This window comes from Lysobacter sp. Root76, from assembly GCF_001428685.1.
Classification (GTDB): domain Bacteria; phylum Pseudomonadota; class Gammaproteobacteria; order Xanthomonadales; family Xanthomonadaceae; genus Lysobacter.
In genome coordinates, this window is record NZ_LMIK01000001.1 from 493,192 (window position 1) to 517,760 (window position 24,569).

Here is a 24,569-nt window from a genome sequence, read left to right on the forward strand (position 1 = left end):
CTAACCAACGAGCGCCGGGCTGGGTCTGGCGGGCTGGATGGTGGGGGCGGTGCAATTAGAGATGGAGTCTGGGCGGGGCGGGTTCAACCGTGTGGGGTTTGGCGCCAAGTGGATCGGTTTGGGGCGTATTTCCCACGAAAGGTGGGAAGCAGTACGGTTTTGGTTCGCACTGGTACCTCGCACTCCGGGATTTTGGACGAAACCAGGCCGAGACCGCGCTTGCCCGGGCCCTGCGCCCAACCCCTCTCCCGCGGGAGAGCGGCTGATCTTGCGCGGCTAGCCGGCCGGAGGCGCGCTGTTGCCGGCGCTGCGCGTCTGCTCGCGGGTCATGACCTCGACCTTGGGCTCCTTCCAGGGGCCGGTCACCCGGTAGGTCTTGGCGCCGATCTGGCTCAGCGGTTTCTGCAGCACGGTGCCGGCGGCGGCGCCGATGGCCGCGCCGACCGGGCCGGCCGCGATCGCGCCGACCGCGGTCAGCAGGTTGCCGGTCTTGGGCCGGACCTCGATGGTCTGGTCGTAGCTCTGCGCGCGCAGATTGGTGGAGCCGCGGATGTTCACGGTCGCCGCGGGGCCGTCCATGACCAGGTCGTCGCTGCGCGCGCTGCCGCCGCCGATGGCGATGTGGCCGCCGACGCGGTTGAAGGCGAAGCCCTTGGAGAACAGGTCGCGGAAATCCAGGCCCAGGCGCCGCGGCAGCTGGGCGATGCTGAGCAGGCCGATCACCCGCCCGGTGCCGGGCTCGACCTCGAGCAGGCGCCCGTCGCGCACGTCCAGGGTCAGGCTGCCGTCCAGCGAACCCAGCGCGAACGTGGCCGGGCTGCCGGGCCAGCCCGCATCGAAGCGGACCTTGGCCTTGCCGCCGGCGACCAGGCCGCCGAAGCCGAAGCCGCTCAGCAAGGCGCCGGTGTCGCCGCTGTCGATGTTCATCGTCAGGCGCGTGCGCGCCGCCGCGCCGCGGCCGTTCCAGTCGCCACTGATGTCGATACTCTGCTTGTCGGCGCGCGTCTGGATCTGTTCCAGGCGCATGCCGAGCGCGGTCGGCCGGGTACGGACGCGGGCGCTGCCCATGCGCGCGTCGCCCAGGCGAAGATCGGCGATGTCGATGGTCAACGGCGGCACCTTGGCCGGGTCGAAGCCGGCGTCGATCGCGCGCGCGGCCGGTGCGGGAATCGCGGCGGCAGGCGCAGCCGATGCCGTGCCGTTGTCGGCCACCGATGCGGTGGGCGCGCGCCAGTACACGCGCTCGAACTTGCCGGCCAGCGGCGCGGCCGGATCGGCCGGGGCCAGCACGGCGCCTTCCAAGGCAGGGCCTTCGACCCGCACCGCGGTGGCGCCGCGCGGTGCCGGCACGACGACCAGGCGGGTGTCGGCGAACACACCGCCCAGCAGTTGCAGCTTCTGCGCGGTCACGTCCACGCGCTGCAGCGGCAGGCCCTCGCCTTCGCCCTTGCCGCCGCCGGCGAACGCCATCCATTCGATCGCGTCCAGCACGCCGGTGCGGCCGGTCGCGACCAGACCGTGCGCCGGCGGGACTTCGTCGACACGGGTGGCGCCGAGCGCGACGCGCACGCCGGTGCGGCCGTTGACGGTGCGCGCGCGCAGCGCCATCACGTTGCCGAACCCGACCCGGATGTCGCCGCTGCCCACCGGCAACGGCGTTTCCACCGTCGTCGCCAGGCCGCCCGCGGCCGGCTTGTGCAAGGGCGCCGGCAGTTCCAGGGCGGTGCCGACCAGGTTGGAATGCAGTTGCAGCAGGGTCGGCGGGGTGGCGCCGGCGAGCGCCTTGGGGATCGCTATGCCGATGGTCCAGTTCGAACGCCCGTCCAGATAGGGCTTGAGCCAGCCCAGTTCCGGCGCGCGTTCGATCAGCGACTGCGCGCCGACGCTGGCGTCCAACCCGGCCTCGAACACATTGCCGCGGTCGCGCACGTAGTCGCCCGCGCGCAGCGAGAGCTTGCCGGGCTGGCCTTCGTGGCGCACCGCCAGATCGTTGGCGCCGAAGCCGCCGCGCGCGTACTCGGCGCGTCCGCGCACGTCGTCGAAAGCGAGTTTCCAGCGCGCGTCGGCGAGCTTGGCGCCCTGCAATTCGACCGAACCCGAAATCGCGGTGACGCTGCCCGGCTTCAGCGGCAGTTTCATATCAAAGCCGACCTGGGCCGGACCGCTGGCGGTGAGATTGGCGAAGGTGTCGGCGTGCTGCTTCTGCAGCGGGCTCAGGCGCAGCATGCTTAGCAGCTGCGCGGCGTCGGACGTAGTCCGCGCCTGCACGCTCAGCGCGCCGTCCTTGTAGTGATCGATGCCAGCATGGATCTTCTGCACGCCGACACCGGCGAGCCTGGCGACGCCGTCGACGCTGAAGCCGTCGGCGATGAAGGCCACGTCCGCATCCAGGCCCTCGGCCGCCGGCCATTCGGGCTGGAACTTGACCACCGCCTGGTGCAGCTTCGCGGTCGCCTCGAAACGTCCGTTGCGGTCGCGGAACGGCCAGTTGTCGAGATCGCCGGACACGATCGCGTGGCCGTCGCGCACGCTGCCGCCGATCAGGGCCGAATCCAGCCACTTCACCAATGCCGGCGACATGCTGTGGCGAATCCAGAAGCCCTTGGCGACCGGCACCCGCGCCTCGTCGAGGTCGGCGGCGATGTCGATCCACGGCCGCGTTCCATCGCCCTGCCACCACAGGCCGCCGCGTGCGCGCGCGCCGAAACCTTCGCCCTTGATCGTCAGGGCATGGGTGCCGACGCGCCAGCCCGCGCCCTCGCGCCAGCCGGCGACGGTGCCGTCGAGGTTCACGGTGTGGGCCACGCCGAAACCGGCCGGCCAGTCGAACCGCATCGGCGAGGCCGAATCCAGGCGCAGGCTGAAACCGTCGGCGTCGCCTTCGATATCGCCCGACAGGCCGCTCAGGCCCGGTGCGGTGCCGATCGCGGCGAAACCCAGGCCGTCGATGCGCGCGCTGGCGTGCAGCGGCCCGTCGCGGCGGCCGGCGACCGAGATGCGTTGCAGCGACATCTGCGGCTTGGTCCGGTGCAGCCAGCGGCGCAGGCCGGCGGGCACGCGGTCGCTGAGCGCGGCCGCCTGCAGCAGCGGCCCGGCGTCGATGCGGTCGGCGAGCAAGGCGTAGCGTTCGCCGCCGGCCAGCGCGAGGCCGTCCAGCACTTGTTGCCTGGGCGCGCCGCCGATGCGCAGATGCGGCGCATCGAAGCGCCAGCCGCCGCGGTCCAGGCGCCAGCGCGCACGCGCTTCGACGCGGTCGAACTCGATCCGCGGCAGCGCGGCGGCGCCGTCGCCCAGCGGCGCGCCGCGCAACGCGACCCGCTCCAGCGCGGCGTCGACGGTGACCATGGCGACGCGGTGATCGCGCAATTCGGCCCAGGCCTCGGCGCGGCCCTGCCCGCTTTCGGCGCCGATGCCGGCGACCTGCAGCAGCGCCGCCCAGGCGCTGAGGTCGGCGCGGCGCGCGCCGGCGTAGGCGCGGCCGTCGCCGCGCTTGCGATCGAAGTCCAAGGCCGCGTCCAAGGGCGAGGAAGCCGCGCCGGCGACGCCTACGCTGGGCCAGGCGCGCAGGCCCGCACGCACGCGGTTGCCGTCCACGCGCAGGCGCAGGTTGATCTTGGGAATGCGCGCATCGACGCCGAGCTTGGGCGCGATCACCGCGAGCTTGCCGTCGATCACCTGCAACTCGCCCAGGCCTTCCAGCGCGGCCAGCGGGTCCTTGCTCGGCTGCTCCTGGCCGGGCAGGCCGCGTACCTTCCAGCGGCCGTCGTCGGCGCGCTCCAGGGTCAGGTCGAGGCCGTGCAGGCGCAGCTCGGAAAAGGAATGACCGGGCAAAAGGCCGGCGTAGATCGACACCAGCATTTCGGCATCGCCGACCACGAAGGCCTGCGCGCCCTCGCCGACCCGCAGGCCGTCCAGACGCAGCAAGGGCCCGCGTCGGGTCCATTGGGTTTCTACCCGGTCGAAGGCGACCGGACGGCCGGCGCGCTGGCTCAGCCAGGCCGCGATCCGGTCCGGATTGCGCTCGGCCATCGGCAGGATCTGGCTGGCCACGCCCAGCGCCAACGCCAGCAATACCAGCAGTACCGCGCCGGTATAGGCGACGCTGCGGCGGGCGAAGCGCAAACGGCGGCGCAGCGGGGTCGGCATCAGCGTCGCGCTCCGCGCGCCGCCGGGATTCGGCATTCGGGATTCGGGATTCGGCAAAGCACGGGCCGGCATTCGCCTCTGCGAATCGCGAATCCCGAATGCCGAATCCCGGCTTTAAAGCAGCACGACATCGAACTGCTCCTGCGCGTACTGGTCGTCGGGCTGGAAGCGGATCGATTTGCCGAGGAACTCCTCCAGCTCGGCCACCGCCGCCGACTCCTCGTCGGTGATGCGTGCGACCACTTTCGGCGAGGCGATCACCAGCAGCCGCGGCGCGTCGAACTGGCGCACCTGGCGGACGATGTCGCGGAAGATTTCGTAGGTCACCGTTTCCGGCGTCTTCAAGGTGCCGCGGCCGCCGCACTCGTGGCAGGGCTCGCTGAGCTGGCGCTCCAGGCTTTCGGTGGTGCGCTTGCGGGTCATCTCGACCAGGCCCAGCGGCGAGAACTCGTAGACCGTGGTCTTGGCGTGGTCGCGCGCCAGCGACTTCTCCAGCTGACGCAGCACCTGGCGCTTGTGCTCGGCGTCGGTCATGTCGATGAAGTCGATGATGATGATGCCGCCGAGGTTGCGCAGGCGCAGCTGCCGGGCCACCGACTGCGCCGCTTCCAGATTGGTCCGGTAAACGGTTTCCTCGAGATTGCGTTGACCCAGGAAGGAGCCGGTGTTGATGTCGACCGTGGTCATGGCCTCGGTCTGGTCGATCACCAGGTAGCCGCCCGACTTCAGCGGCACCTGCTTGTCGAGCGCGCGCTGGATCTCGTCCTCGACCCCGTACAGGTCGAAGATCGGGCGCGCGCCGGTGTAGTGCTCGATCTTCTCGTCCAGGCCCGGCATGTATTGGGCGGCGAACACGCGCAGGCGTTCGCAGGTCTCGCGCGAATCGACCTTGACCTTCTCGACGTCGCGCCGCATCAGGTCGCGCACCGCGCGCAGCGGCAGGCTCAGGTCCTCGTACACGCGCTCGCCCACGCGCGAGCTTTGAGATTTCTCGGCGATCAGGGCCCAGGCCCGGCTCAGGTAGGCCACGTCCTCGGCCAGGGCCTCGGCGGGCTGGCTCTCGGCATTGGTGCGCACGATGTAGCCGTGGTTCTCGCCGGCCGGCGCCAGTGCGGTCACGTGCGACTTCAGGCGCTGGCGCTCGCTTTCGTCCTCGATCCGCGCCGATACCCCGACCACGCGCGTGCGCGGCAGCAGCACCAGGTAACGCGACGGAATGCTGAGCTGGGTGGTCAGGCGCGCGCCCTTGGTGCCGATCGGGTCCTTGACCACCTGGACGATGATTTCCTGGCCCTCGCGCAGCAGCTCGGCGATCGGCCGGGTCGGGGCCGGCGGCAGCGGCGCCTGGTCGCCCTCGCCCTCGCCGACCTGGGCCGGCTTGACGATGTCGGCCGCGTGCAGGAACGCGGCGCGCTCCAGGCCGATCTCGACGAACGCCGCCTGCATGCCCGGCATCACCCGCTGGACCCGGCCCTTGTAGATGTTGCCGACCACGCCGCGGCGCCAGCCGCGCTCGATGTGCAGCTCCTGCAGCATGCCGTTTTCGACCACCGCGACTCGGGTTTCGCGCGGGGTGACGTTGACGAGTATTTCTTCGGTCATGGCGTGGATGGCGCTCTGCGTTCGTCAACGGTGGGGGAAGGTCGCGCGGCGGCCGGCGCGCGCGGGTCACGCATCAAGGCCGGCCTCGCGCAGCAGGCGTACGGTTTCGTGCAGGGGCAGCCCCATCACGCCGGAGTAGCTGCCCGACAATCGGCTGACGAAGGCCTCGGCGCGGCCCTGGATCGCGTAGGCGCCGGCTTTGCCCTGCCACTCGCCGCCGGCGATGTAGCCGGCGATGCGCGGCTCGTCCAGGGTCTCGAACACGACCTCCGACACCGACACCGCCTGCGCTTCGCGCGCCGGCGAGACCAGCGACACCGCCGAGATCACCCGGTGGCTGCGCCCGGACAGCCGGCGCAGCATGGCCGCGGCGTCCTGCGCATCGCGCGGCTTGCCGAAGACCTCGTCGTCGAGCACGACCTCGGTGTCCGCGCCCAGCACCAGCGCGCTCGGGTTGGCGACCACGCTCAGCAGACCGGCGCCGGCCTTCTCGCGCGCGACCCGGCGCACGTAGTCCTCGGCGGGCTCGCCGGGCTGGCGGTGCTCGGGTATGTCGAGGTCGAGCACGCCGAACGGCAGGCCCAGGCGGCCGAGCAACTCGTGCCTGCGTGGCGATTTGGAGGCGAGATAGAGCATTCTGCGAAGCATAACCCGCGCTGACTGAGCGCCGGCCGACGCGACGGGCGCCAACCCCGCCGCGGATCACGGTTCGTTAACCAGCTCGGCAACACCCTATTCCCACATCAACAGGAGTTGAACATGTCGTCCTCGCCAAGCTGGCACCGTACCTCCACATCCCGTTTCGCCCTGCGCCCCCTGGTGCTGGCCGCCACTCTCGCCCTCGGAGCCGTCACCGCCATGTCCGCCACCGCCCAGACCGCTCCGGCCTACGTGGCCACCGACGGCACCCTGCTCTCGGTGTCGGCCCAGGCCGAGGCCAAGCGCGTCCCCGACATCGCCACCGTCTCCACCGGCGTGGTCACCCAGGCCGCCGACGCCAACGGCGCGATGCGCGCCAACGCCGAGCAGATGGCCAAGGTGGTGGCCGCGATCAAGGCCGCCGGCATCGCCGACCGCGACGTCCAGACCAGCGGCGTCAACCTCAACCCGCAGTACCGCTACGCCGAGAACCAGCCGCCGGTGATCACCGGCTACCAGGCCAGCAACAACGTCAACGTGACCGTGCGCGATATCGCCAAGGTCGGCAAGATCCTCGACGCCCTGGTCGCCAACGGCTCCAACCAGATCAACGGCCCGACCTTCGACATCGACGAGAAGATCAAGGAAACCGCCTACGACGAAGCCCGCCGCAGTGCGATCGAGAAGGCCCAGGCGCGCGCCGAGATGTACGCCAAGACCCTGGGGCTGAAGGTGCGCCGCATCGTCAGCGTCAGCGAGGGCGGCCGTTTCAGCCCGCCGATGCCGATGATGACGATGGCGCGGATGGAGAAGGCCGGCGCCGCCGCCGACACCTCGATCTCGCCGGGCGAAAGCGCGCTGTCGATCAACCTCGACGTGGTCTTCGAGCTGGGCAAGTGAGCTCCCCGGCCGCCCCCGACCCGCGCAAACCCGCGCCCGGCTACGCCGAGCCGCAGCCGCGCAACCCGGACGACGCGCGCCAGCCGCATCCCAAGCGGCCGCCGAATCCGGACGAGGGCGGCCTGGAACGCGAGCCGGACCCGGCGCCCGATCCGGCCGAGGAGTGATCGCCCGGCACCCGCAGCACCGACGGCCCGCGCAAGCGGGCCTTCTTCATTTTGCGGCGCGCAGACGGCTGACCGGCCGCGCCGCGCTCTTTGCCGATCGGCTTGGCGGCGGTGTTTGCCTGCCAGACCACTACGCTGGAGCAGTCCCCGCGCCAGCGCCGTGCCGCACGTCCCCAGGCGCCGACGAGGCGCCGACGCGCCATCGAAAAAAATTCCGCGCGGCTTAACCCCGCCCGCGATCCCGGCCCGTTTCGATCCGTGCAGACCACACCAGGAGAGCTTCCATGGCGCACGCGATCCCGCATCCCGACCGTCCGCAACTGGACTACAACCGCATCGCCGGCAACGCCGGGGCGATCGCCGTCAACGCGGTGCTGCTGATGTTGCTGCTGGTGCCGCTGTCGGCGCCGCAGCTGATCGAGAAGCCCGACGAGTTCATCACCGACGTGTTGTTCCGCGATAAGCCCAAGGTGACCGAGCCGCCGCCGAAAGTGGTCGAGCGCGAGATCCGCAAGGAGCCCAAGCCGAACCCGACGATCGCGCCGAAACAGGTGCTGGTGGAGACGCCGCCGCGGCCCGTGGTCGACCCGATCGAGACCGACAGCATCTACGTGCCGGAAACGCCGCAGCAGCCCGAAGTGTTCGCCAAGAACGACATCGGCCGCGGCGAAATCCTGACCGGCGCGACCCTGCAGGTGGTCAACAACCCGCCGCCCAGCTATCCCGGCGAGGCGGTGCGCAACAACCTCACCGGCACAGTGATGCTGGAAATCCTGGTCGGCATCGACGGCAAGCCGGTCGAGGTGACCGTGGTCAAGAGCAGCGGCCACCGCGTGCTCGATCAGGCCGCACGCCGCGTGGTGATGTCGCGCTGGACCTTCCAGCCGGCGATGGAAGGCGGCCAGCCGGTGCAGGCGCGCGGACGGGTGCCGATCGAATTCACTCTGGAACGTTGAGTCCCTTGGCGAGGGAGCGGCCCGGGCCGGTATGGCCGGGCCGTTTTTTTTTGCGTGTCGCCTCGCTCAGGCGCGGCGATGCTCAGGCGCGGTGTGCCCCGGCGCGGTGTGCTCAGGCGCGGTGTGCTCAGGCGCGGTGTGCTCAGGCGCGGTGGTACGGATGGTTCGCCAGCAGCGCCGCCGCGCGGTACAGCTGCTCGGCCGCGACCAGGCGCACCAGCATGTGCGGCAGGGTCAGCGGCCCCAGCGACCACTGCTCGTCGGCGCGCGCGAGCGCATCGGGCGCATGGCCTTCGGGGCCGCCGATCAGGAACGCCAGATCGCGACCCTGGCCGCGCCAATGCTCCAGGCGCTGCGCCAGCTGTTCCGAGGTCCACAGCCGCCCGCGCCCTTCCAGCGCGACCACGCAGGCGTTCTTGGGCAAGGCCGCGATCACGCGCGCGCCTTCGTCCGCGGTCGCGCGCGCGGCATCGCGGCCCTTGCCGCGCAGACCCGGCTCGATCTCGACCAGGTCCAGCGGCAGCCAGTGCGAGAGCCGCTTCTGGTATTCGCCGAAGCCCTCGGCGACCCAGCGCGGCGCGCGTTCGCCGACGGCGATCAGTTTCGCTTTCATCGCGACATGGTAGCGGTCCGCGACGCATGCACGGGCCAAACCGCGCCTGCGTCGCATTTGGGCGCTGTGACACGCTCGCGTCATCGAACGGTTACCGCGCCGACCTAGCGTGCAGGCTCCCCCAGCCAGCAGGAGCTGCACCATGGATGCTTTCGATCCCTCCCGCCGCCAGGTCCTCAAGGGCAGCGCCGCCGCGATGGCGGTCGGCGCGATGAGCACGCTGGGCGCGTTGTATTCGCGCCAAGCGCTCGCCGCCCAAGACCCGACCCGGCTCGCCCCCGTTCCCAGCCGCTACGGCCCGCTCGCCCCGGTCGCCGATCGCAGCACCGGCCTGCCGCTGCTGCAGCTGCCGCGCGGCTTCAGCTACCGCTCCTTCGGCTGGAGCGGCGACCGCATGGACGACGGCCAGCCCTGCCCCGACCGCCATGACGGCATGGCCGTGGTCGGCGTGCGTCCGGGCGGGCGCCGGCCGCACGAGATCGGCGCCGGCCGCCTGCGCCCGCACGGCCCCGAATACGTGCTGATCCGCAACCACGAGCGCGGCGCGGCGACGCCGATCCAGGCCCCGGGCATGTACGACAAGGGCGACCTCGGCGGCGGCAAGTTCGCCGGCGGCGGCACCACCACGCTGAGCTACCGCAACGGCGAATGGGGCAGCCTGGAACCCAGCCTGGGCGGCACCCTGGTCAACTGCGCCGGCGGCCCCACGCCCTGGGGCACCTGGCTGAGCTGCGAGGAGATCAAGAGCGACGCGGTCTCCAGCGCCGGCCGCAAGCACGGCTACGTGTTCGAGGTCGATCCGCGCAGCGAACGCACCACCGGCCGGCCGCTGATCGGCCTGGGCCGCTTCAGCCACGAGGCGGTGGCGATCGACCCGCGCACCGGCATCGTCTATCTGACCGAGGACGACCGCAACAAGGCCGGCCTGTACCGCTTCATTCCCAACGACCGCGCCGGCCGCAACGGCTCGCTCGAGCACGGCGGCCGCCTGCAGGCCGCGCGCGTACGCGGACGCCGCAACGCTGATCTCACCGTCGCCAGCATCGGCACCGAGTACGCGCTGGAGTGGGTCGACATTGCCGATCCGGATCTGGATTCGATCACCGCCCCGGCCGGCTTCCCCGACATCTCCGCCGGCGACACCCTGAGCGGCACGTTCGCGCAGGCCTGGAGCGACGGCGCGCTGCGCATGAGCCGCGGCGAAGGCATCTGGTACAGCTACGGCAAGATGTTCATCGTCGACACCAGCACCGGCGTCGACAGCCAGGGCCGCAAGGGCCGCGGCAACGGTTCGGTATGGGTGCTGGACCTGGCCAGCCAGCGCTTGCGCGCGCTGTTCGTGAGCGGCAACCAGCTCGCCGCGCACAACCCCGACAACGTCAGCGTCAGCGCGCGCGGCGGCGTCATCCTGTGCGAGGACGGCGGCGAAAGTCCGGACGAATACGGCCCCGGCGCACGCCTGATCGGCCTGACCCGCGCAGGCGAATCGTTCTATTTCGCCAAGAACAACGTCGCCCTGACTTCGCAGCAGATCGCCGACGCCGGCAAGTCGGTGCCGGAAGGCGACTACCGCGACACCGAGTTCTGCGGCGCCTGCTGGGACCCGTTCGCGCGCACCTTGTTCGTCAATATCCAGACGCCGGGGATCACCGTGGCGATCACGGGACCGTGGGAACGCGGCCCCTTGTAAGGCCGGCGCAGGAAGCGCCGGCCCACGGCGCTCCCTGCGGCGACGGATGCCCTGTAGGAGCGGCGTAAGCCGCGATTGAAACCTCAGTCGCGGCAGAATTCGTCGCTTGAGGCTGTCCAATCGCGACTCGCGTCGTTCCCACACGCGAAGGCGTTCGCATGGCAACAGGCAGCGGACGCAAACGAAAACGGCGCCCTCGGGCGCCGTCGTCTGTTACGAATCAGGTGTTACGGATGAGGAACGGCCTTACAGCCGATCCTCCTCGTCGGTCTCCAGCGCATCGCCGAATTCCGGCGGCTGATCGCCGACCGTCCACAGGCGCTCCAAGGCGTAGAACTCGCGCACGCGCGGCAGCATCACGTGCACGACCACGTCGCCCAGATCGACCAGCACCCATTCGGCCTCGCGCTCGCCTTCCACGCCCAGGGGCATGACATCGAGGTTCTTGGCGAACTTGACCACTTCGTCGGCGATCGACTTGACGTGGCGGGTCGACGTGCCCGACGCGACCACCATGTAGTCGGTGACGCTGCTCTTGCCGCGCACATCGATCTCGACGACGTCCTTGGCTTTGAGTTCCTCGACCGCCGCGCGCACCGTGCTCAGCAGAGCGTCGGTCGACGGGGGAGGGGTCGGCATGCGGGTCTTGATGACGTGGGCTTGGCTGGTCAAGGAAAGGACTCTGGGGGACTAAGCGGGGTTGCGTCGGAGATTATAACGGAGCGCCGGCCGCCGCCTGGCCTCCGTACAGGCCATGGCGCTCGATATAGACGGCCACCGGCGCCGGCACCAGGTCCTGCCAGGGCCGGCCGGCGGCGATGCGCTGGCGCACCTCACTGGCCGATTCGGCGTGCAGAGGCTGGTTCAGGCGCAGTACCCGGCCGGCCGGGGCGGCGCGCAGGGCGGCCGCGTCGGCCGCGTCGCGGCCGGCGACCAGGGCCGCCAGTTCAGGCGCCAGGCCCTGCTCCAGGGGGCTGCCGGGGCGCTGGGCGACGACGAAATGGGCCAGGTCGAACAGCGCCCGCCATTCGTGCCACTGCGGCAGGCCCAGGAAGCTGTCGGCGCCGACCAGCAGCGCGACCGGCGCGGCGTCGCCGATCTCCCGGCGCAGCTCGCGCAGGGTCTCGACCGTGTAGGAGCGGCCGGCGCGGGCGAGTTCGCGGGTGTCGACGAGCAGCCGCGGTTCTCCGGCCACCGCGAGATCGAGCATGCGCGCGCGTTGCGCGGCGTTCGCGCCCGGCGGCGCGCGATGCGGCGGATCGGCCGCGGGCATCAGGCGGATGGTCGCGTCCAGGGCGTCGCGCGCGGCGCGCGCGATCGCGAGGTGGCCGTCGTGGACCGGATCGAAGGTGCCGCCGTAGTAGACCCGCAAGCTCATCGTCCGGCCGCCGTCGAACGCAGGCGGCGATCGCGCGGGGCGACCGCGCTCACGCGCCGCCCGACACCAGCAGCCGCGCCGCGCGCGGTTCGGCGACGGCCAGCAACAGGCGTTCCAGCGCGATCCAGGCGTCGCCGGCTTCGCGGCCCTTGGCCATGCGATCGACGCGCCCGGCCTGGGCCACGAACGCGTCCCAACGGCGCGCGTCGTGGCGCTGCAGCGCGCGCCGGTACATCGGCTGTTTGGAATCCCACACCCGCTGCGCCTTGAACTCCGCCGACAGATTGCCGCCGCGCGCGTTGACCCGCGCCAGCGCGGCGCCGCGCTGCAGTTCGATCACCACCATGCCCAGCAGCGCCGGCACCGCTTCGCCTTCCGCGCGCAGGCCGGCGAGCATGCGCGAGACCTGCGCGCCCTGCCCGTTCATGGCCGCATCCACGACCCGGAACACGTCGTAACGCGCGGCGTCGGCGACCAGCGATTCCATCCGCGCCAGGTCGATGGCTTCGCCGTCGGACAGCAGGGCGAGCTTGTCTACTTCCTGGGCGGCGGCGAGCAGGTTGCCCTCGACCCGGTCGGCCAGGCTCTGCACCGCGTCGCGGTCGGCGCGCAGGCCGCGCGCGCGCAGGCGGCGCTCGATCCATTCGGGCAATTCGTGCGGCTTGATCTGCCAGGCGATCGCGACCCGGCCGACCCGGCCGATCGCCTCGCTCCACTTGCCGCCGTGCTGCTTGCTCCATTCGCCGCAGCTCACCAGCAGGCACACGTCCTGCGGCGGATCGGCGCAGAAGCCGGAAATTACCTCGGCGCCGTCCTTGCCGGGCTTGCCGGTGGGCAGGCGCAATTCGACCAGGCGCCGGCTGGCGAACAGGCTGGGCGCACGGAAGCTGGCCTCGAGCGCGTTCCAGTCCGGTTCGCGCTGGTTGCCTTCGGCTTCGAACACTTCGCGCTCGGCGATGCCCTGCTGGCGGGCGGCGGCGCGCACGGCATCGGCGGCTTCCAGCACGCGCAGCGGCTCGGGGCCGGCGATCAGGTAGGCCGGACGCAGCGGCTCGGACGCGACTTGGGCGGCCAGCTGTTCCGGCTTGAGTTCCATCGTCAGCGCGGCGGCTTGGGCGGCGCCGGCTCGGTCTTCGCGGGGGCCTGCGGCGCGGCCGAGCCGGCCGCTTCCATCGCCGCCTGCGCGGCGTCGGTGGCGATCGGAGGCTCGCCCTGCGCGCTGGGCGCGGCGGCACCGCCGTCGACCTTCTTCACCACCGCATCGATGCGGCGCAGCACCGAGGCGCTCATCTCGCGGCGCATTTCGCGCTGCAGGGTTTCGCGTTCGCCCTCGGTACCCAGCGAGGTCACCGGGTTGGAGACGTAGTCCCGCGACAGTTCGACGGTCTGGCGCGGCACCAGCGGGCTGCCGTCGGCCTTGCGCAGTTCGAAGATCACCGCGTAGCGCAGGCTGTATTCCTGGGCGCGGCCGAGCTGGTCGAGCGCGACCGGGGTATCGCCCCAGCGCTCCGACATCAGGTCCAGCACCGCGGCCGATTCGGTGTCCGCCGAGGCCGGCACCGCTCCGGCGCGGGTCAGCGCCTGGGCCAGCGATTCGGCCAGCGGACTGTAGCGATCCACCGACACCACCCGCACCGGACCCAGGTCCGGCGGCAACGTCAGAGCGCTGCGCAGTTGGAAACCGCAGGCCGACAAGGCCAGCGCGAGGGTGGCCGTGGCGACGGCGATGAACGGACGAGGGGTCATGCGCGAAGTCTGGACGAGCGGGCCGCGCGCATCAATAGCGGCGCCGGATTCGGCTGAACGAGGCTTCAGGGGTCTGAGCCGCTACTCCGGCCTCCGCACGAATGGAGGGCCGCAAGTTTCAGAAGAATCGAAATTTTCGCAGGCGCCGCCGTGGGCGCTGCGAAACACCCGGGCTTGCGACACCCCATCCCTGCCCGCGTGCCGCGAACGCCGCGGCCCCGCTCCCCGTGCAGCGGGGAGCGAGGGAATCGCCGCGGCCTCAGCTCGCGACGATATTGACGATCTTGCCCGGCACCACGATCACCTTGCGCACGGTCAGGCCTTCCAGGTACTTGATCACGTTCGGCTCGGCCAGGGCCAGGCGCTCGGCGTCTTCCTTGGCGACGTTGACCGCGACCTCGATGGTGCCGCGCAGCTTGCCGTTGACCTGCACCGCCAGCGTCAGCGCGTCGCGTTGCAGCGCCGAGGCGTCGGCCTGCGGGAACGCCAGGTCTTCGAGCAGGGTTTCGCCGTGGCCCAGCGCCTGCCACAGCGCATGGCTGGCGTGCGGGGTGATCGGATTGAGCAGCAGCACCGCCGCGGCCAGCGCTTCCTGGCGCAGGGCGCGGCCGTTGCCGCTGGCGTCGTCGAACTTGGACAGATGGTTCAGCAGTTCCATCACCGCGGCGATCGCGGTGTTGAAACTGTGGCGGCGGCCGTAGTCGTCGCCGACCTTCTGGATGGTCTCGTGCAACTGGCGGCGCAGGGTCTTCTGCGCGGCGTCCATCGTCGCCAGGTCCAGCGCCGGCGCCGGACCGTCGGCGGCGTGCTTGTGCACCATCGTCCACAGCCGGCGCAGGAACCGCGCCATGCCTTCGACGCCGGCCTCGTTCCATTCCAGCGACTGCTCCGGCGGCGCGGCGAACATCGAGAACAGGCGCACGGTGTCGGCGCCGTACTTGCCGACCATCAACTGCGGGTCGACGCCGTTGTTCTTCGACTTCGACATCTTTTCGGTGCCGCCGATATGCACCGGCTGGCCGTCGGACTTCAGCGTCGCGCCGACGATGCGGCCGCGCTCGTCGCGCGCGATCTCGACGTCGGCCGGGTTGATCCAGTCCTTGGAGCCGTCTTCGAGGTCGCGGTAGAAGGTTTCGGCGATCACCATGCCCTGGGTCATCAGGTTGGTCGCCGGCTCGTCGCTGTCGACCAGGCCCTGGTCGCGCATGAGCTTGTGGTAGAAGCGGAAATACATCAGGTGCAGGATCGCGTGCTCGATGCCGCCGATGTACTGATCGACCGGCGTCCAGTACTTGGCGCGCTCGTCGACCTGCGCGGCCGCGCCCGGCGAGGTGTAGCGCGCGTAGTACCAGCTCGACTCCATGAAGGTGTCGAAGGTGTCGGTTTCGCGCTCGGCTGCGCCGCCGCAGCTCGGGCATACGGTCTTGCGCCACTCGGGGTCGGCCTTGATCGGCGACTGCACCCCACTGAAGGCCACGTCTTCGGGCAGCACCACCGGCAGTTGATCCTCCGGCACCGGCACGTCGCCGCAGTTCGGGCACAGGATCACCGGGATCGGGCAGCCCCAGTAGCGCTGGCGGCTCACGCCCCAGTCGCGCAGGCGGTAATTGACCCGGCGCACGACCCGGCCGTCGCCGCCGTAGCGCGCGGCGATCGCATCCAGCGCCTGCTGGAAGTCGAGGCCATCGAACTCGCCCGAATTCACCAGCCAGCCGCGCTCGGTATAGGCCGATTCCTCGACGATGCGGCGCTGGAAGTCCTCCACCACCTGCACCGCGGCGCCGGTGTCGTAGACGTCGACCGAACCGGCTTCGCCCAGCGCGCTGCGCATCGGGTCGTCGTGGCGGGCGACGTGGCGGCCGATCTCGTCGAGCGCGTCGCGCACTTCGTCGGGCACGATCACCATCTTGATCGGCAGCGCGTAGCGCAGCGCGAACTCGTGGTCGCGCTGGTCGTGGCCGGGCACGGCCATGACCGCGCCGGTGCCGTAGTTCATCAGCACGAAGTTGGCCACATACACCGGCAGTTCCTCGCCGGTGACCGGATGCAGGGCGCGCAGGCCGGTGTCCATGCCGCGCTTTTCCTGGGTCTCCAGCTCGGCCTCGGTGACGCCGCCGCGCTTGAGATCGGCCAGGAACGCGGCCAGGTCGGGATCGCCCTCGGCCGCGGCCAGGGCCAGCGGGTGTTCGCCGGCGATCGAGACGAAGGTCGCGCCCATCAGGGTGTCGGGACGGGTGGTGAACACCGTCAGCGGTTCGACCGCATTACCGGCCTCGTCGCGCACCTCGAAGCGGATCTCCAGGCCTTCGCTGCGGCCGATCCAGTTGCGCTGCATGGTCTTGACCGCCTCCGGCCAGCCCGGCAGCGCGTCCAGGCCGTCGAGCAGTTCCTGGGCGTAGTCGGTGATCTTGAGGAACCACTGCGGGATCTCGCGCTTTTCCACCAGCGCGCCGGTGCGCCAGCCGCGGCCGTCGATCACCTGCTCGTTGGCCAGCACGGTCTGGTCGACCGGGTCCCAGTTGACCACCGAGTTCTTGCGGTAGGCCAGGCCCTGCTTCATCAGGCGCACGAACATGCGCTGCTCGTGGACGTAGTAGTCCGGGCGGCAGGTCGCGAACTCGCGCGACCAGTCGATCGCGTAGCCCATGGTCTTGAGCTGCGCCTTCATGTGTTCGATGTTGGCGTAGGTCCACTTGGCCGGCGCGGTCTTGTTCTTGATCGCGGCGTTCTCGGCCGGCAGGCCGAACGCGTCCCAGCCCATCGGCTGCAGCACGTTGTGGCCGGTCATGCGCTTGTAGCGGCTGATGACGTCGCCGATGGTGTAGTTGCGCACGTGGCCCATGTGCAGCGCGCCCGAAGGGTACGGCAGCATCGACAGGCAGTAGTACTTGGGCTTGTCGGAGCGCTCGTCGACCTCGAACGCGCGGGTGCCGTCCCAAAACTGCTGGGCGGCGACCTCTACGGACTTGGGGTCGAAGGCGTGGCTGTCGGTGGGAGCTGGGGCGACGTCGCTGGACACAGGGGGTCTGGCAGGGCAAGGAAAGACCGGAAAGCCTACCGCAGTGCACAAAAGCCCGCCATGGCGGCCGGCCCTGGGCCCATGTCTGGCCTGGGTCGGACCCGGCGCGGCGGCCGCCCCGAGGCGTCGAAGGGGGTATGGCCGCGGCCGGCGGCGCTCGCCGGCCGCGGCGACGGCGTCAGCGTTTCACACACACCCAGGTGACGACTTTGCCGGTGCTGTCGTATACAGGCGCGGCCTTGTATCCGATCGGACAGAGCAGCAACGGCTGATTGGCAGCTACGGCCACGACCGGCGCGAGCGACATCGCGACGAACGCGGCGAGCAGACAGAGCGTCAATTTCATGGACGACCTCCAGTTGATTTCCGCAAAGGTTCGCTTGCATGCTGCGGCGGCCATTCCCGGACCGCGCGGGCGATTGTCCCTGCATTCGTCCCCGCATGTGCGAAGTCGGTCGCACTATTTGCCGGTGCGCCAGCGTATGGCGCATCGATTCCTCCACGAGCACCGCCGGAATCCACGATGACCCGCCTGACCGCCGCCGTATCGTTCGTCCTCGCCGCCCTCCTGGCCCCGCCCACCCTCGCCGCCGAAGCGCCGACCGCCCTGCACTGCGGGCATCTGTTCGACGCGCGCAGCGGCCGGTTGCTGGACGCACGCACGGTGGTGGTGCGCGAGGGCAAAGTCGCCGAAGTGCTGCCGGGCCGCGCCGATGTCGCCGGCGCGCTCGCGATCGACCTCAGCGGGCACACCTGCACCCCGGGCTGGACCGATCTGCACGTGCACCTGGCCTCGCAGTCCAGCCCGCAGAGCTATTCCGAAGGTTTCCGCCTCGACGACGTCGACTTCGCCTTCCGCTCGGTCGGCTTCGCCAAGAAGACCCTGCTGGCCGGCTTCACCAGCGTGCGCGACCTCGGCGGCGAAGTCAGCCCGCACCTGCGCGACGCGATCAACCAGGGCCTGGTCGACGGGCCGCGGATCTGGGCCGCGGGCAAGTCGATCGCCACCACCGGCGGCCACGCCGATCCGACCAACGGCTACAACGACGCGCTCTCGCACCTGATCGGCCCGCCCGGCCCGACCGAGGGCGTGATCAACTCGATCGAGGACGCGCGCCAGGCCGTGCGCCAGCGCTACAAGGACGGCAGCGACGTGATCAAGATCACCGCCACCGGCGGTGTGCTGTCCTACGCCAAGTCCGGCGACGCGCCGCAATTCACCGTCGAAGAGGTCAAGGCCATCGTCGACACCGCCAAGGACTACGGCTACCGCGTCGCCGCCCATGCCCACGGCGAGGAAGGCATGAAGCGCGCGGTGCTAGGAGGCGTCACCAGCATCGAGCACGGCACCTACATGAGCCCGGAAGTGATGGCGCTGATGAAGCAGAGAGGGACCTGGTACGTGCCGACCATCTACGCCGGCCGCTTCGTCGCCGAGAAGGCCAAGATCGACGGCTATTTCCCCGAAGTGGTGCGGCCCAAGGCCGCGCGCATCGGCGCGCAGATCCAGGACACCGCCGGCCGCGCCTACCGCGGCGGGGTCAAGATCGCGTTCGGCACCGACATGGGCGTGGGCCCGCACGGCGACAACGCGCGCGAGTTCCTCTACATGGTCGAAGCCGGCATTCCGGCCGCGACCGCGCTGCAGGCCGCAACCATCCGCGCCGCCGAAGTCCTGGGCGTGGACGACCAGGGCGTGATCGAAGCCGGCAAGCGCGCCGATATCGTCGCGGTGCCGGGCGATCCGATCGCCGACATCAACGCGGTGATGAAGGTCGCGTTCGTGATGAAGGACGGCAAGGTCTACAAGCAACCCGGCGCCGCGGAATGAACCTGGTCGCGACGTCGCGCCGGCAGCCCCGGCCGGCGTCGCGGCCGTGCCCGCGACAACAGACACACCGATAGCCGGATCGATAGCCACACCGACAGCCAGGAGAACGCCCGTGGACCTGGAATGGATGGGTTACGTCGGCGCCACGCTGACCACGCTGTCGTTCCTGCCGCAGGCGGTAAAGACCATCCGCAGCCGCGACACGCGCGGCATTTCCCTGGGCATGTACGTGGTGTTCACCGTCGGCGTCGGCTTCTGGTTCGGCTACGGCGTGGCGCTGCAGTCCTGGCCGATGATCGTGTCCAACGCGATCACCTTCGTGCTGGCGGCGACCATCCTCGGGCTCAAGCTCAAGCACGGCTGAGGCCGCGCGCCGCCCTGCCCCAGCGCAAGCTCACGATGGGCGCGGCGCCGCCTGCGCGCGCGCCGCGGCCAGCCACCACAGCAGCCAGGCGCCGAACGCCGCGCGCTGGGCCAGGCCCACCGGCAACAGCGACGGCAGCACCAAGGCGAACAGCAGCACCGCCAGCGCCGCGATCAGGCTGGCCTGGCTGAAGCCGCGCAGCTCCGGCCGCGCGCGGCTGCGGCTGCCGATCGCGATCGCCAGCGCACCGGCGGCGAAGGCCAGCCACCACAGCAACCACACGGTCGCGTGCAGGCGGCTGGGCGCGGCGTCGAAATCCTGCGGGTCCAGCGGCAACAGGCCCTGCGCCGCGAACGCCAGCGCCGACAGCAGCACCAGCTGCGCACCCACGCGCACGCTCCAGCGCGTGCCGGCCAGCGACTGGCGCAGGCCCACCGCGACCGCCGCGGCGAGCACGCCCGGCAGCACGAACGCCAGCAGGTTGAACCACAGCGCATACGGCACGCCGGCGGCGCCCAACAGCGCGACCGGATGGCGGCTGTGCGCATAGCCGTCCAGGACCGCGCCGAAGCCGGCCAGGGCGAGCGCGAACGACACCAGCGCCGCCGCGGCCACGATCGATTTCCAGGATTTCACGTCGTCTCCCATGCGAATACGTCTTCGACTCCGACCCCGAACGCGCGCGCGATCCGGAACGCCAGCTCCAGCGACGGCGCGTAGCGTCCGGCCTCCAGCGCGATGATGGTCTGCCGGGTCACGCCGCAGGCATCGGCCAGCGCCTGCTGGGTCATTTCGCCGCGCTCGAAGCGCAGGCGGCGGATCTGGTTCGCGATCGGTGTGCTGCCCATGCGCGCGCTCAGTGCCGGCCGCGCCAATAGTGGACTGCGCTGGCCGCATATTCGAACAGCCAGCCGCACATCAACGCGAACACCAGCAGACTGGACACCATCGCCGGCGTCGCCCAGTCCAGTCGCCCGGCGGGGCTGAAACCCAGCGTCACCGCCATCGCGATCACGCTCAAGGTCAGCGCGCCGCGGCCCCAGTCGGCGGCGCGGCGGGCGATTTCGCGGTCGCGCTCGTCCTCCTCGACCGCACCTTGCCAGCGCGAGCTCAGCAACTGCGACAGCACCGCCCATGCCGCCAGCAGCAGGACCAGATGGCGGCCGACCGCGCCGGCCTCGGGGTTGCGCCAGATTTCCGCGCCCTGGAAGGCTTGCAGCTTGGCCAGGTAATAGGCCACCGCCACGGCCATGAAGCCCAGGCCGATCCAGGCCCGCCATTCGGCCGGCGCGGCGCGGCCTTCGAACTCCGCGCGCGGCACCCGCTGCAGCCGCCACAGCGACACCCAGGCGGTGGCGACCAGCAGGGCCACGCCGATCTTGCCGCCGTCGAAACCCAGCACCGCCGACGGGCTCGCGATCAGCAGCCACAAGGCCAGCCCCGCCACCGCCAACAGCCCGGCCAAACTCCAGGTACGCGTCATCATGATGTCTTCCCTGCCAGACAATATGTACGCTTCACATTACATTCGCTGCGGCGCATGTCAAGTATCTTTTACATGCCTTGGATTCCCCCGCGACTGGCACCATGTCCGCTGGATCGCTTTCCGGGACCACCCATGACCGCCTCCGCCACCGCCTCGCCGCACGTCTTCGACGCCACCACCGACCGTTTCGAAGCCGACGTCATCCAGAAATCCGCGCAGACGCCGGTGCTGGTCGACTTCTGGGCCGAATGGTGCGAACCCTGCAAGACCCTGGGCCCGCTGCTGGAAAAACTGGCCGCCGAGTACAACGGCGCCTTCGTCCTGGCCAAGGTCGACGTCGAAGCCGAGCAGCAGCTGGCCGGCATGTTCCAGATCCGCTCGATCCCGACCGTGTACCTGGTCAAGGACGGTCAGCTCGTCGACGGTTTCCCCGGCGCCCTGCCCGAAGGCCAGTTGCGCGAGTTCCTGAGCCACCACGGCATCCAGCCGGCCGCGGCCGCCGAGGAAGCCGCGCCGGTCGCCGCGGAAGCCGAACTGGACCCGCACGCCGAAGTGGTGCGCCTGCGCGCCGAGGTCGCGGCCGAGCCCGGCCAGGACGAACGCAAGCTCGACCTGGCCCTGGCCCTGCTGCGCACCGGCGCGGCGACCGAGGCCGAACACCTGCTGGACGCCCTGCCCGCCAACCTCGCCACCGACGACCGCGCCCTGCGCGCCCGCGCACGCCTGGGCTTTGCCGCTGTGCTCAAGGACGCGCCGCCGCCGGAAGTGCTGGAGGCGGCGATCGCCAGCGACGAAAGCGACCTGCGCGCGCGCCACCTGCTCGGCGCGCACCGTCTGGTCGGCGGCCAGTCCGAGGCCGCGCTGGAGCAGTTCATCGAGATGCTGCGCCGCGACCGCGCCTACCAGGACGGCCTGCCGCGCAAGGTCCTGATCGACGCCTTCCGGGTGGTCGAGGACGAGGACCTGGTCGGTCGCTACCGCCGCAAGATGTCGTCGCTGCTGTTCTGAGACGCGGCGCCCCGGCGCACCGTCCCGAACGCAAACCCGAGGCGGCGCCCGCGCGGCGCCGTCGCGCGGCTTGACCATCCGCGGCTTGACTATACGCATGCGTATGGCAGGCTGGGCGCCTCTCACCGCTCCCCGGCCGCGCATGAAAGCCAGCACCCTCAAACTCGGCCTCAACCTGTGGCCGCCGTTCCTGTTCAGCGGCATCCGGGTGCGCAAGATCGCGCCCGATTACCGCCGGGCCCAGGTCGAGCTGCGGATGCGGCCGTGGAACCGCAACTACGTCGGCACCCACTTCGGCGGCAGCCTGTTCGCGATGACCGATCCGTTCTGGATGCTGCTCACGCTGAGCGCGCTGGGCCGCGACTACATCGTCTGGGACAAGATGGGCACGATCGAATTCGTCAAACCCGGGCGCGGCACGATGCACGCCGAGTTCGCGCTCGACGAACAGGTACTGGAGCAACTGCGCGCGGCCACCGCCGGCGGCGACAAGACCCTGCACTGGTTCGACACCGACGTGATCGACGCCGACGGCGAAGTGGTCGCACGCGTGCGCAAGCAGCTTTACGTGCGCCGCAAGCCGGGCCGCGGCTGACGCCCCTCCGCGCCGTGCCCGACGTGGCGGCGTTCACGATGCGCAGACCGGCGACGGTCGATTTCTGACGCAATGGGGCCAATCCCGACGCGCCAGCGGCAGGACGCAGGCGCACCGCCACACGCGGCCTGTCGCCTTGCGCTCGCAACGAGGCACAATAGGCGTGCGCGCCAATGGATGGCGCGTCTTCACGTAATTTGCGTGATGTGAGTGTGGTCAGTCCCGGCACGCATCGGCGTATGCTGGGCACTCGCGACAGGGGGCCGCGATGTCCAGGTCTACACAAAACCCGCACGAAATCGCAGCACCGTTGCCGGAGATCACCGGCTATCGCCTGCTGCGCGTGATCAATCACGGCGGCATGTCGACCGTGTACCTGGGCGAACAGATCGGCCTGGCGCGCGAAGTCGCGATCAAGGTCATGCAGCCGATCGCGCTGGCCGACGAAGTCAGCCGCCGCCGCTTCGAGAACGAAGTGCGCACCATCGCGCGGCTCGAACACCCCAACGTCGTCGTGATCCACGAAGTCGGCCGCACCCGCGAGGGTCTGCCCTACTACGCCATGCCCTACCTCTCGCGCGGCCACCTCGGCCAGCGCGATCTGAGCAAGGACGAACCGCGCGCGATCTCGATCATGGAGACGCTGCTGTCGGCGCTGGACTACGCGCATGCGCGCGGCGTCGTGCATCGCGACGTCAAGGCCGAGAACGTGCTGTTCGACGATGCCGAACGTCCGCTGCTCGCCGATTTCGGCATCGCCCTGCGCCGTGGCTTCGGCCCGCGCGTGACCGCCGCCGGCCTGGCCGTGGGCAGCACCGCCTACATGGCGCCGGAACAGGCGCGCGGCGAAGACGTCGACGGCCGCGCCGATCTCTACAGCCTGGGCGTGCTGGGCTGGGAAATGCTCACAGGGCGCCTGCCGTTCGAAGCCGCCGATGCGCTGTCGATGGCGGTGATGCACGCCCAGGATCCGATTCCGAAACTGCCGCAGCACCTGCGCCACTGGCAGCGCTTCATGAATCGCGCCCTGTGCAAGCAGCCCGGGCAGCGTTTCCAGGACGCCGCCGAGATGGCCGAAGCGCTCGCCGACGTGCAGCGCAGCGGCCTCAAGCACACCATCAAGCGCATGATTCCGCGCGCCAGCCGCCTGCGCCAATGGGCGGTGCCGCTGTGGGCCGGCATCGCGGCCGCCGCGGTCGCGGTGGTCGCGATCGGCTTCGGCCTGAACAATCGCCAGGACGACGGCTTCTTCCGCGTCCAGGCCGGCACCGCCGCGCCGGTCGGCGCCGCCGCAGCGGTCGCCACCCCCGGCGATCCCACCGATGCGATGCTCGCGCCGTTGCCGGAAGCGCCGCTGCAACGCTCGCTGGAAGAAGCGCGTCGCTACATCCGCCAGGGCAAACTGACCGCGCCGGCCGACGGCAACGCCTATAACAGCCTGCTCACCGCCTGGCACGCCGACAGCACCAGTCCGGACGTGCGCGCCGGCGTGACCGAACTCACCCACGCGCTCGGCGACCAGATCGCCGTCGCGGTGCGCGAACGCAACGACCAGCGCGCGCGCGAACACCTGCTCAACGCCACCACCCTGGCCCAGCAGACCGGCAGCGCCGACTCGCCCGCGATGCGCGCATTGCGCGAGCAGGCCGCGGCCGCGCTGCAGGCGCGCCTGGAACTGGACGCCAAGCGCAACGACCGCGAGGACGCGCAACGCACCGCCGCGCTCGCCGCCGGCTTCGACCTGCCCAAGGCCACCGCCACCCGCCTGATGGCCCAGGCCCGGGCCGTCGGCGGCGTCGCCGCCGGCGAACCGATCGCGGTCGGCAGCCTGATCCAGGACAACAGCCGCGTCACCGTCGCGCTCAGCCCGCGCCCGGTCAGCCGCGCCGAGTACGCGCGCTTCGCCAGCGCCAGCGGCCGCAGCCCGGCGCTGTGCCGCGAACGCGCCTCGCTGCTGCGCGTGCTGGCGCCGCGCAACTGGGAGTCGCCGGGCTTCAAGCAGGCCGACGCCGAACCGGTGGTCTGCGTCTCGCAGGCCGACGCCGAAGCCTATGCGCAGTGGTACAGCCAGCAGACCGGCCGCCGCTACCGCCTGCCCAGCGCGGCCGAAGCCGAACACCTCAACGACACCCCCGGCCGCGCGCTGTCGATGTGGCTGCGCGACTGCGGCCGCGACTGCCAGCAGCGCCAGGCCAGCGGCGCCTCCTGGCGCAGCAACCAGGCCCAGCGCCCGCTGGCCGCCGCGCGCGGCTACGACGACGTCGGCTTCCGTCTGGTACGCGAGCGCTAGGCGCAGTCCCGACGTTATTGCCGGTATCGCCGCGCGATCCGGCCGATGACGATGGTGCGGTGGTCGCCGTACCCTACGTCCCACGCCCACCCCACCCTCCACCGTAGGAGGCGGTGAGCCGAAGGGCGAACCGCATGCC

At 70.7% G+C, this 24,569-nt stretch carries 22 protein-coding genes; 9 read left to right on the forward strand and 13 right to left on the reverse strand.

Features of this window, described 5'->3' with window-relative positions:
- Nucleotides 1-276: 276 nt before the first annotated feature.
- The 3 genes from ASE10_RS01965 to ASE10_RS01975 form a co-directional block, all read right to left on the reverse strand.
- On the reverse strand, nt 277-4,146 hold the full coding sequence (locus ASE10_RS01965; RefSeq protein ID WP_055903914.1) for a YhdP family protein: 3,870 nt from the start codon (nt 4,144-4,146) through the stop codon (nt 277-279).
- Between the two features lie 114 nt (nt 4,147-4,260).
- Nucleotides 4,261-5,748, reverse strand: coding sequence for a ribonuclease G (gene rng, locus ASE10_RS01970; RefSeq protein ID WP_055902519.1), 1,488 nt, complete (start codon nt 5,746-5,748; stop codon nt 4,261-4,263).
- Between the two features lie 66 nt (nt 5,749-5,814).
- On the reverse strand, nt 5,815-6,384 hold the full coding sequence (locus ASE10_RS01975) for a Maf family nucleotide pyrophosphatase (protein WP_055902520.1): 570 nt from the start codon (nt 6,382-6,384) through the stop codon (nt 5,815-5,817).
- A 123-nt stretch (nt 6,385-6,507) separates the two neighbouring features.
- On the opposite strand from ASE10_RS01975, the gene ASE10_RS01980 reads away from it, so the two are divergent.
- From ASE10_RS01980 to ASE10_RS01985, 3 genes are all read left to right on the forward strand, one after another.
- A complete protein-coding gene (locus ASE10_RS01980) occupies nt 6,508-7,287 on the forward strand; it encodes an SIMPL domain-containing protein (protein ID WP_055903916.1) in 780 nt (259 codons plus the stop codon).
- Nucleotides 7,284-7,454 carry a hypothetical protein gene (locus ASE10_RS19890; protein ID WP_156087627.1) on the forward strand — a complete coding sequence of 57 codons (171 nt, stop codon included), beginning with the start codon at nt 7,284-7,286 and terminating at the stop codon, nt 7,452-7,454. The genes ASE10_RS01980 and ASE10_RS19890 overlap by 4 nt, the downstream gene beginning before the upstream one ends.
- Nucleotides 7,455-7,738: 284 nt before the next feature.
- On the forward strand, nt 7,739-8,410 hold the full coding sequence (locus ASE10_RS01985) for an energy transducer TonB (protein WP_055902521.1): 672 nt from the start codon (nt 7,739-7,741) through the stop codon (nt 8,408-8,410).
- 142 nt (nt 8,411-8,552) lie between these two features.
- On the opposite strand, the gene rlmH is transcribed toward ASE10_RS01985, so the two are convergent.
- Nucleotides 8,553-9,023: a 23S rRNA (pseudouridine(1915)-N(3))-methyltransferase RlmH gene (gene rlmH / locus ASE10_RS01990; protein ID WP_055902522.1), complete on the reverse strand. Its 471-nt coding sequence runs from the start codon at nt 9,021-9,023 to the stop codon at nt 8,553-8,555.
- 142 nt (nt 9,024-9,165) lie between these two features.
- On the opposite strand from rlmH, the gene ASE10_RS01995 reads away from it, so the two are divergent.
- Nucleotides 9,166-10,713 carry an alkaline phosphatase PhoX gene (locus tag ASE10_RS01995; protein ID WP_055902525.1) on the forward strand — a complete coding sequence of 516 codons (1,548 nt, stop codon included), beginning with the start codon at nt 9,166-9,168 and terminating at the stop codon, nt 10,711-10,713.
- Between the two features lie 246 nt (nt 10,714-10,959).
- Here the strand turns inward: ASE10_RS01995 and rsfS are convergent, their stop codons facing one another.
- From rsfS to ASE10_RS19895, 6 genes are all read right to left on the reverse strand, one after another.
- Entirely contained in the window at nt 10,960-11,385 is a 426-nt protein-coding gene (gene rsfS, locus ASE10_RS02000; protein WP_055902527.1) for a ribosome silencing factor, read from the reverse strand.
- 40 nt (nt 11,386-11,425) lie between these two features.
- Nucleotides 11,426-12,091, reverse strand: a complete 666-nt coding sequence (gene nadD / locus ASE10_RS02005) for a nicotinate-nucleotide adenylyltransferase (protein ID WP_055902530.1) — start codon at nt 12,089-12,091, stop codon at nt 11,426-11,428.
- Nucleotides 12,092-12,140: 49 nt separating this feature from the next.
- Nucleotides 12,141-13,187, reverse strand: coding sequence for a DNA polymerase III subunit delta (holA, locus tag ASE10_RS02010; RefSeq protein WP_055902533.1), 1,047 nt, complete (start codon nt 13,185-13,187; stop codon nt 12,141-12,143).
- 2 nt (nt 13,188-13,189) lie between these two features.
- Complete coding sequence (gene lptE / locus ASE10_RS02015; protein ID WP_082559639.1) at nt 13,190-13,837, reverse strand: LPS assembly lipoprotein LptE; 648 nt, start codon at nt 13,835-13,837, stop codon at nt 13,190-13,192.
- Nucleotides 13,838-14,096: 259 nt separating this feature from the next.
- Entirely contained in the window at nt 14,097-16,856 is a 2,760-nt protein-coding gene (leuS, locus tag ASE10_RS02020) for a leucine--tRNA ligase (protein ID WP_055902535.1), read from the reverse strand.
- A gap of 178 nt (nt 16,857-17,034) precedes the next feature.
- Nucleotides 17,035-17,202 (reverse strand): hypothetical protein, encoded by a 168-nt coding sequence (locus ASE10_RS19895; RefSeq protein ID WP_156087626.1) that lies wholly within the window; start codon nt 17,200-17,202, stop codon nt 17,035-17,037.
- A 177-nt stretch (nt 17,203-17,379) separates the two neighbouring features.
- On the opposite strand from ASE10_RS19895, the gene ASE10_RS02025 reads away from it, so the two are divergent.
- Together ASE10_RS02025 and ASE10_RS02030 are read left to right on the forward strand one after the other, a co-directional pair.
- Nucleotides 17,380-18,687 carry an amidohydrolase family protein gene (locus ASE10_RS02025; protein WP_055902537.1) on the forward strand — a complete coding sequence of 436 codons (1,308 nt, stop codon included), beginning with the start codon at nt 17,380-17,382 and terminating at the stop codon, nt 18,685-18,687.
- A 112-nt stretch (nt 18,688-18,799) separates the two neighbouring features.
- Entirely contained in the window at nt 18,800-19,051 is a 252-nt protein-coding gene (locus ASE10_RS02030; RefSeq protein ID WP_157480894.1) for a SemiSWEET transporter, read from the forward strand.
- 30 nt (nt 19,052-19,081) lie between these two features.
- On the opposite strand, the gene ASE10_RS02035 is transcribed toward ASE10_RS02030, so the two are convergent.
- Genes ASE10_RS02035 through ASE10_RS02045 form a run of 3 tightly spaced genes read right to left on the reverse strand, consistent with a single transcriptional unit; the run spans nt 19,082 to nt 20,537 of the window.
- On the reverse strand, nt 19,082-19,687 hold the full coding sequence (locus ASE10_RS02035) for a DUF998 domain-containing protein (RefSeq protein ID WP_235566457.1): 606 nt from the start codon (nt 19,685-19,687) through the stop codon (nt 19,082-19,084).
- Nucleotides 19,684-19,884 (reverse strand): helix-turn-helix transcriptional regulator, encoded by a 201-nt coding sequence (locus ASE10_RS02040; RefSeq protein ID WP_200944138.1) that lies wholly within the window; start codon nt 19,882-19,884, stop codon nt 19,684-19,686. Before ASE10_RS02040 ends, ASE10_RS02035 begins: the two co-directional genes overlap by 4 nt.
- 23 nt (nt 19,885-19,907) lie before the next feature.
- A complete protein-coding gene (locus ASE10_RS02045; protein WP_056305233.1) occupies nt 19,908-20,537 on the reverse strand; it encodes a hypothetical protein in 630 nt (209 codons plus the stop codon).
- Nucleotides 20,538-20,669: 132 nt separating this feature from the next.
- On the opposite strand from ASE10_RS02045, the gene trxA reads away from it, so the two are divergent.
- The 3 genes from trxA (at nt 20,670) to ASE10_RS02060 (ending at nt 24,430) form a co-directional block, all read left to right on the forward strand.
- Nucleotides 20,670-21,545: a thioredoxin gene (gene trxA / locus ASE10_RS02050; protein WP_055902550.1), complete on the forward strand. Its 876-nt coding sequence runs from the start codon at nt 20,670-20,672 to the stop codon at nt 21,543-21,545.
- 142 nt (nt 21,546-21,687) lie between these two features.
- Nucleotides 21,688-22,140 carry a DUF4442 domain-containing protein gene (locus ASE10_RS02055; protein WP_056099712.1) on the forward strand — a complete coding sequence of 151 codons (453 nt, stop codon included), beginning with the start codon at nt 21,688-21,690 and terminating at the stop codon, nt 22,138-22,140.
- 268 nt (nt 22,141-22,408) lie between these two features.
- Complete coding sequence (locus tag ASE10_RS02060) at nt 22,409-24,430, forward strand: bifunctional serine/threonine-protein kinase/formylglycine-generating enzyme family protein (protein WP_082586035.1); 2,022 nt, start codon at nt 22,409-22,411, stop codon at nt 24,428-24,430.
- The last annotated feature ends 139 nt before the right edge of the window (nt 24,431-24,569 follow it).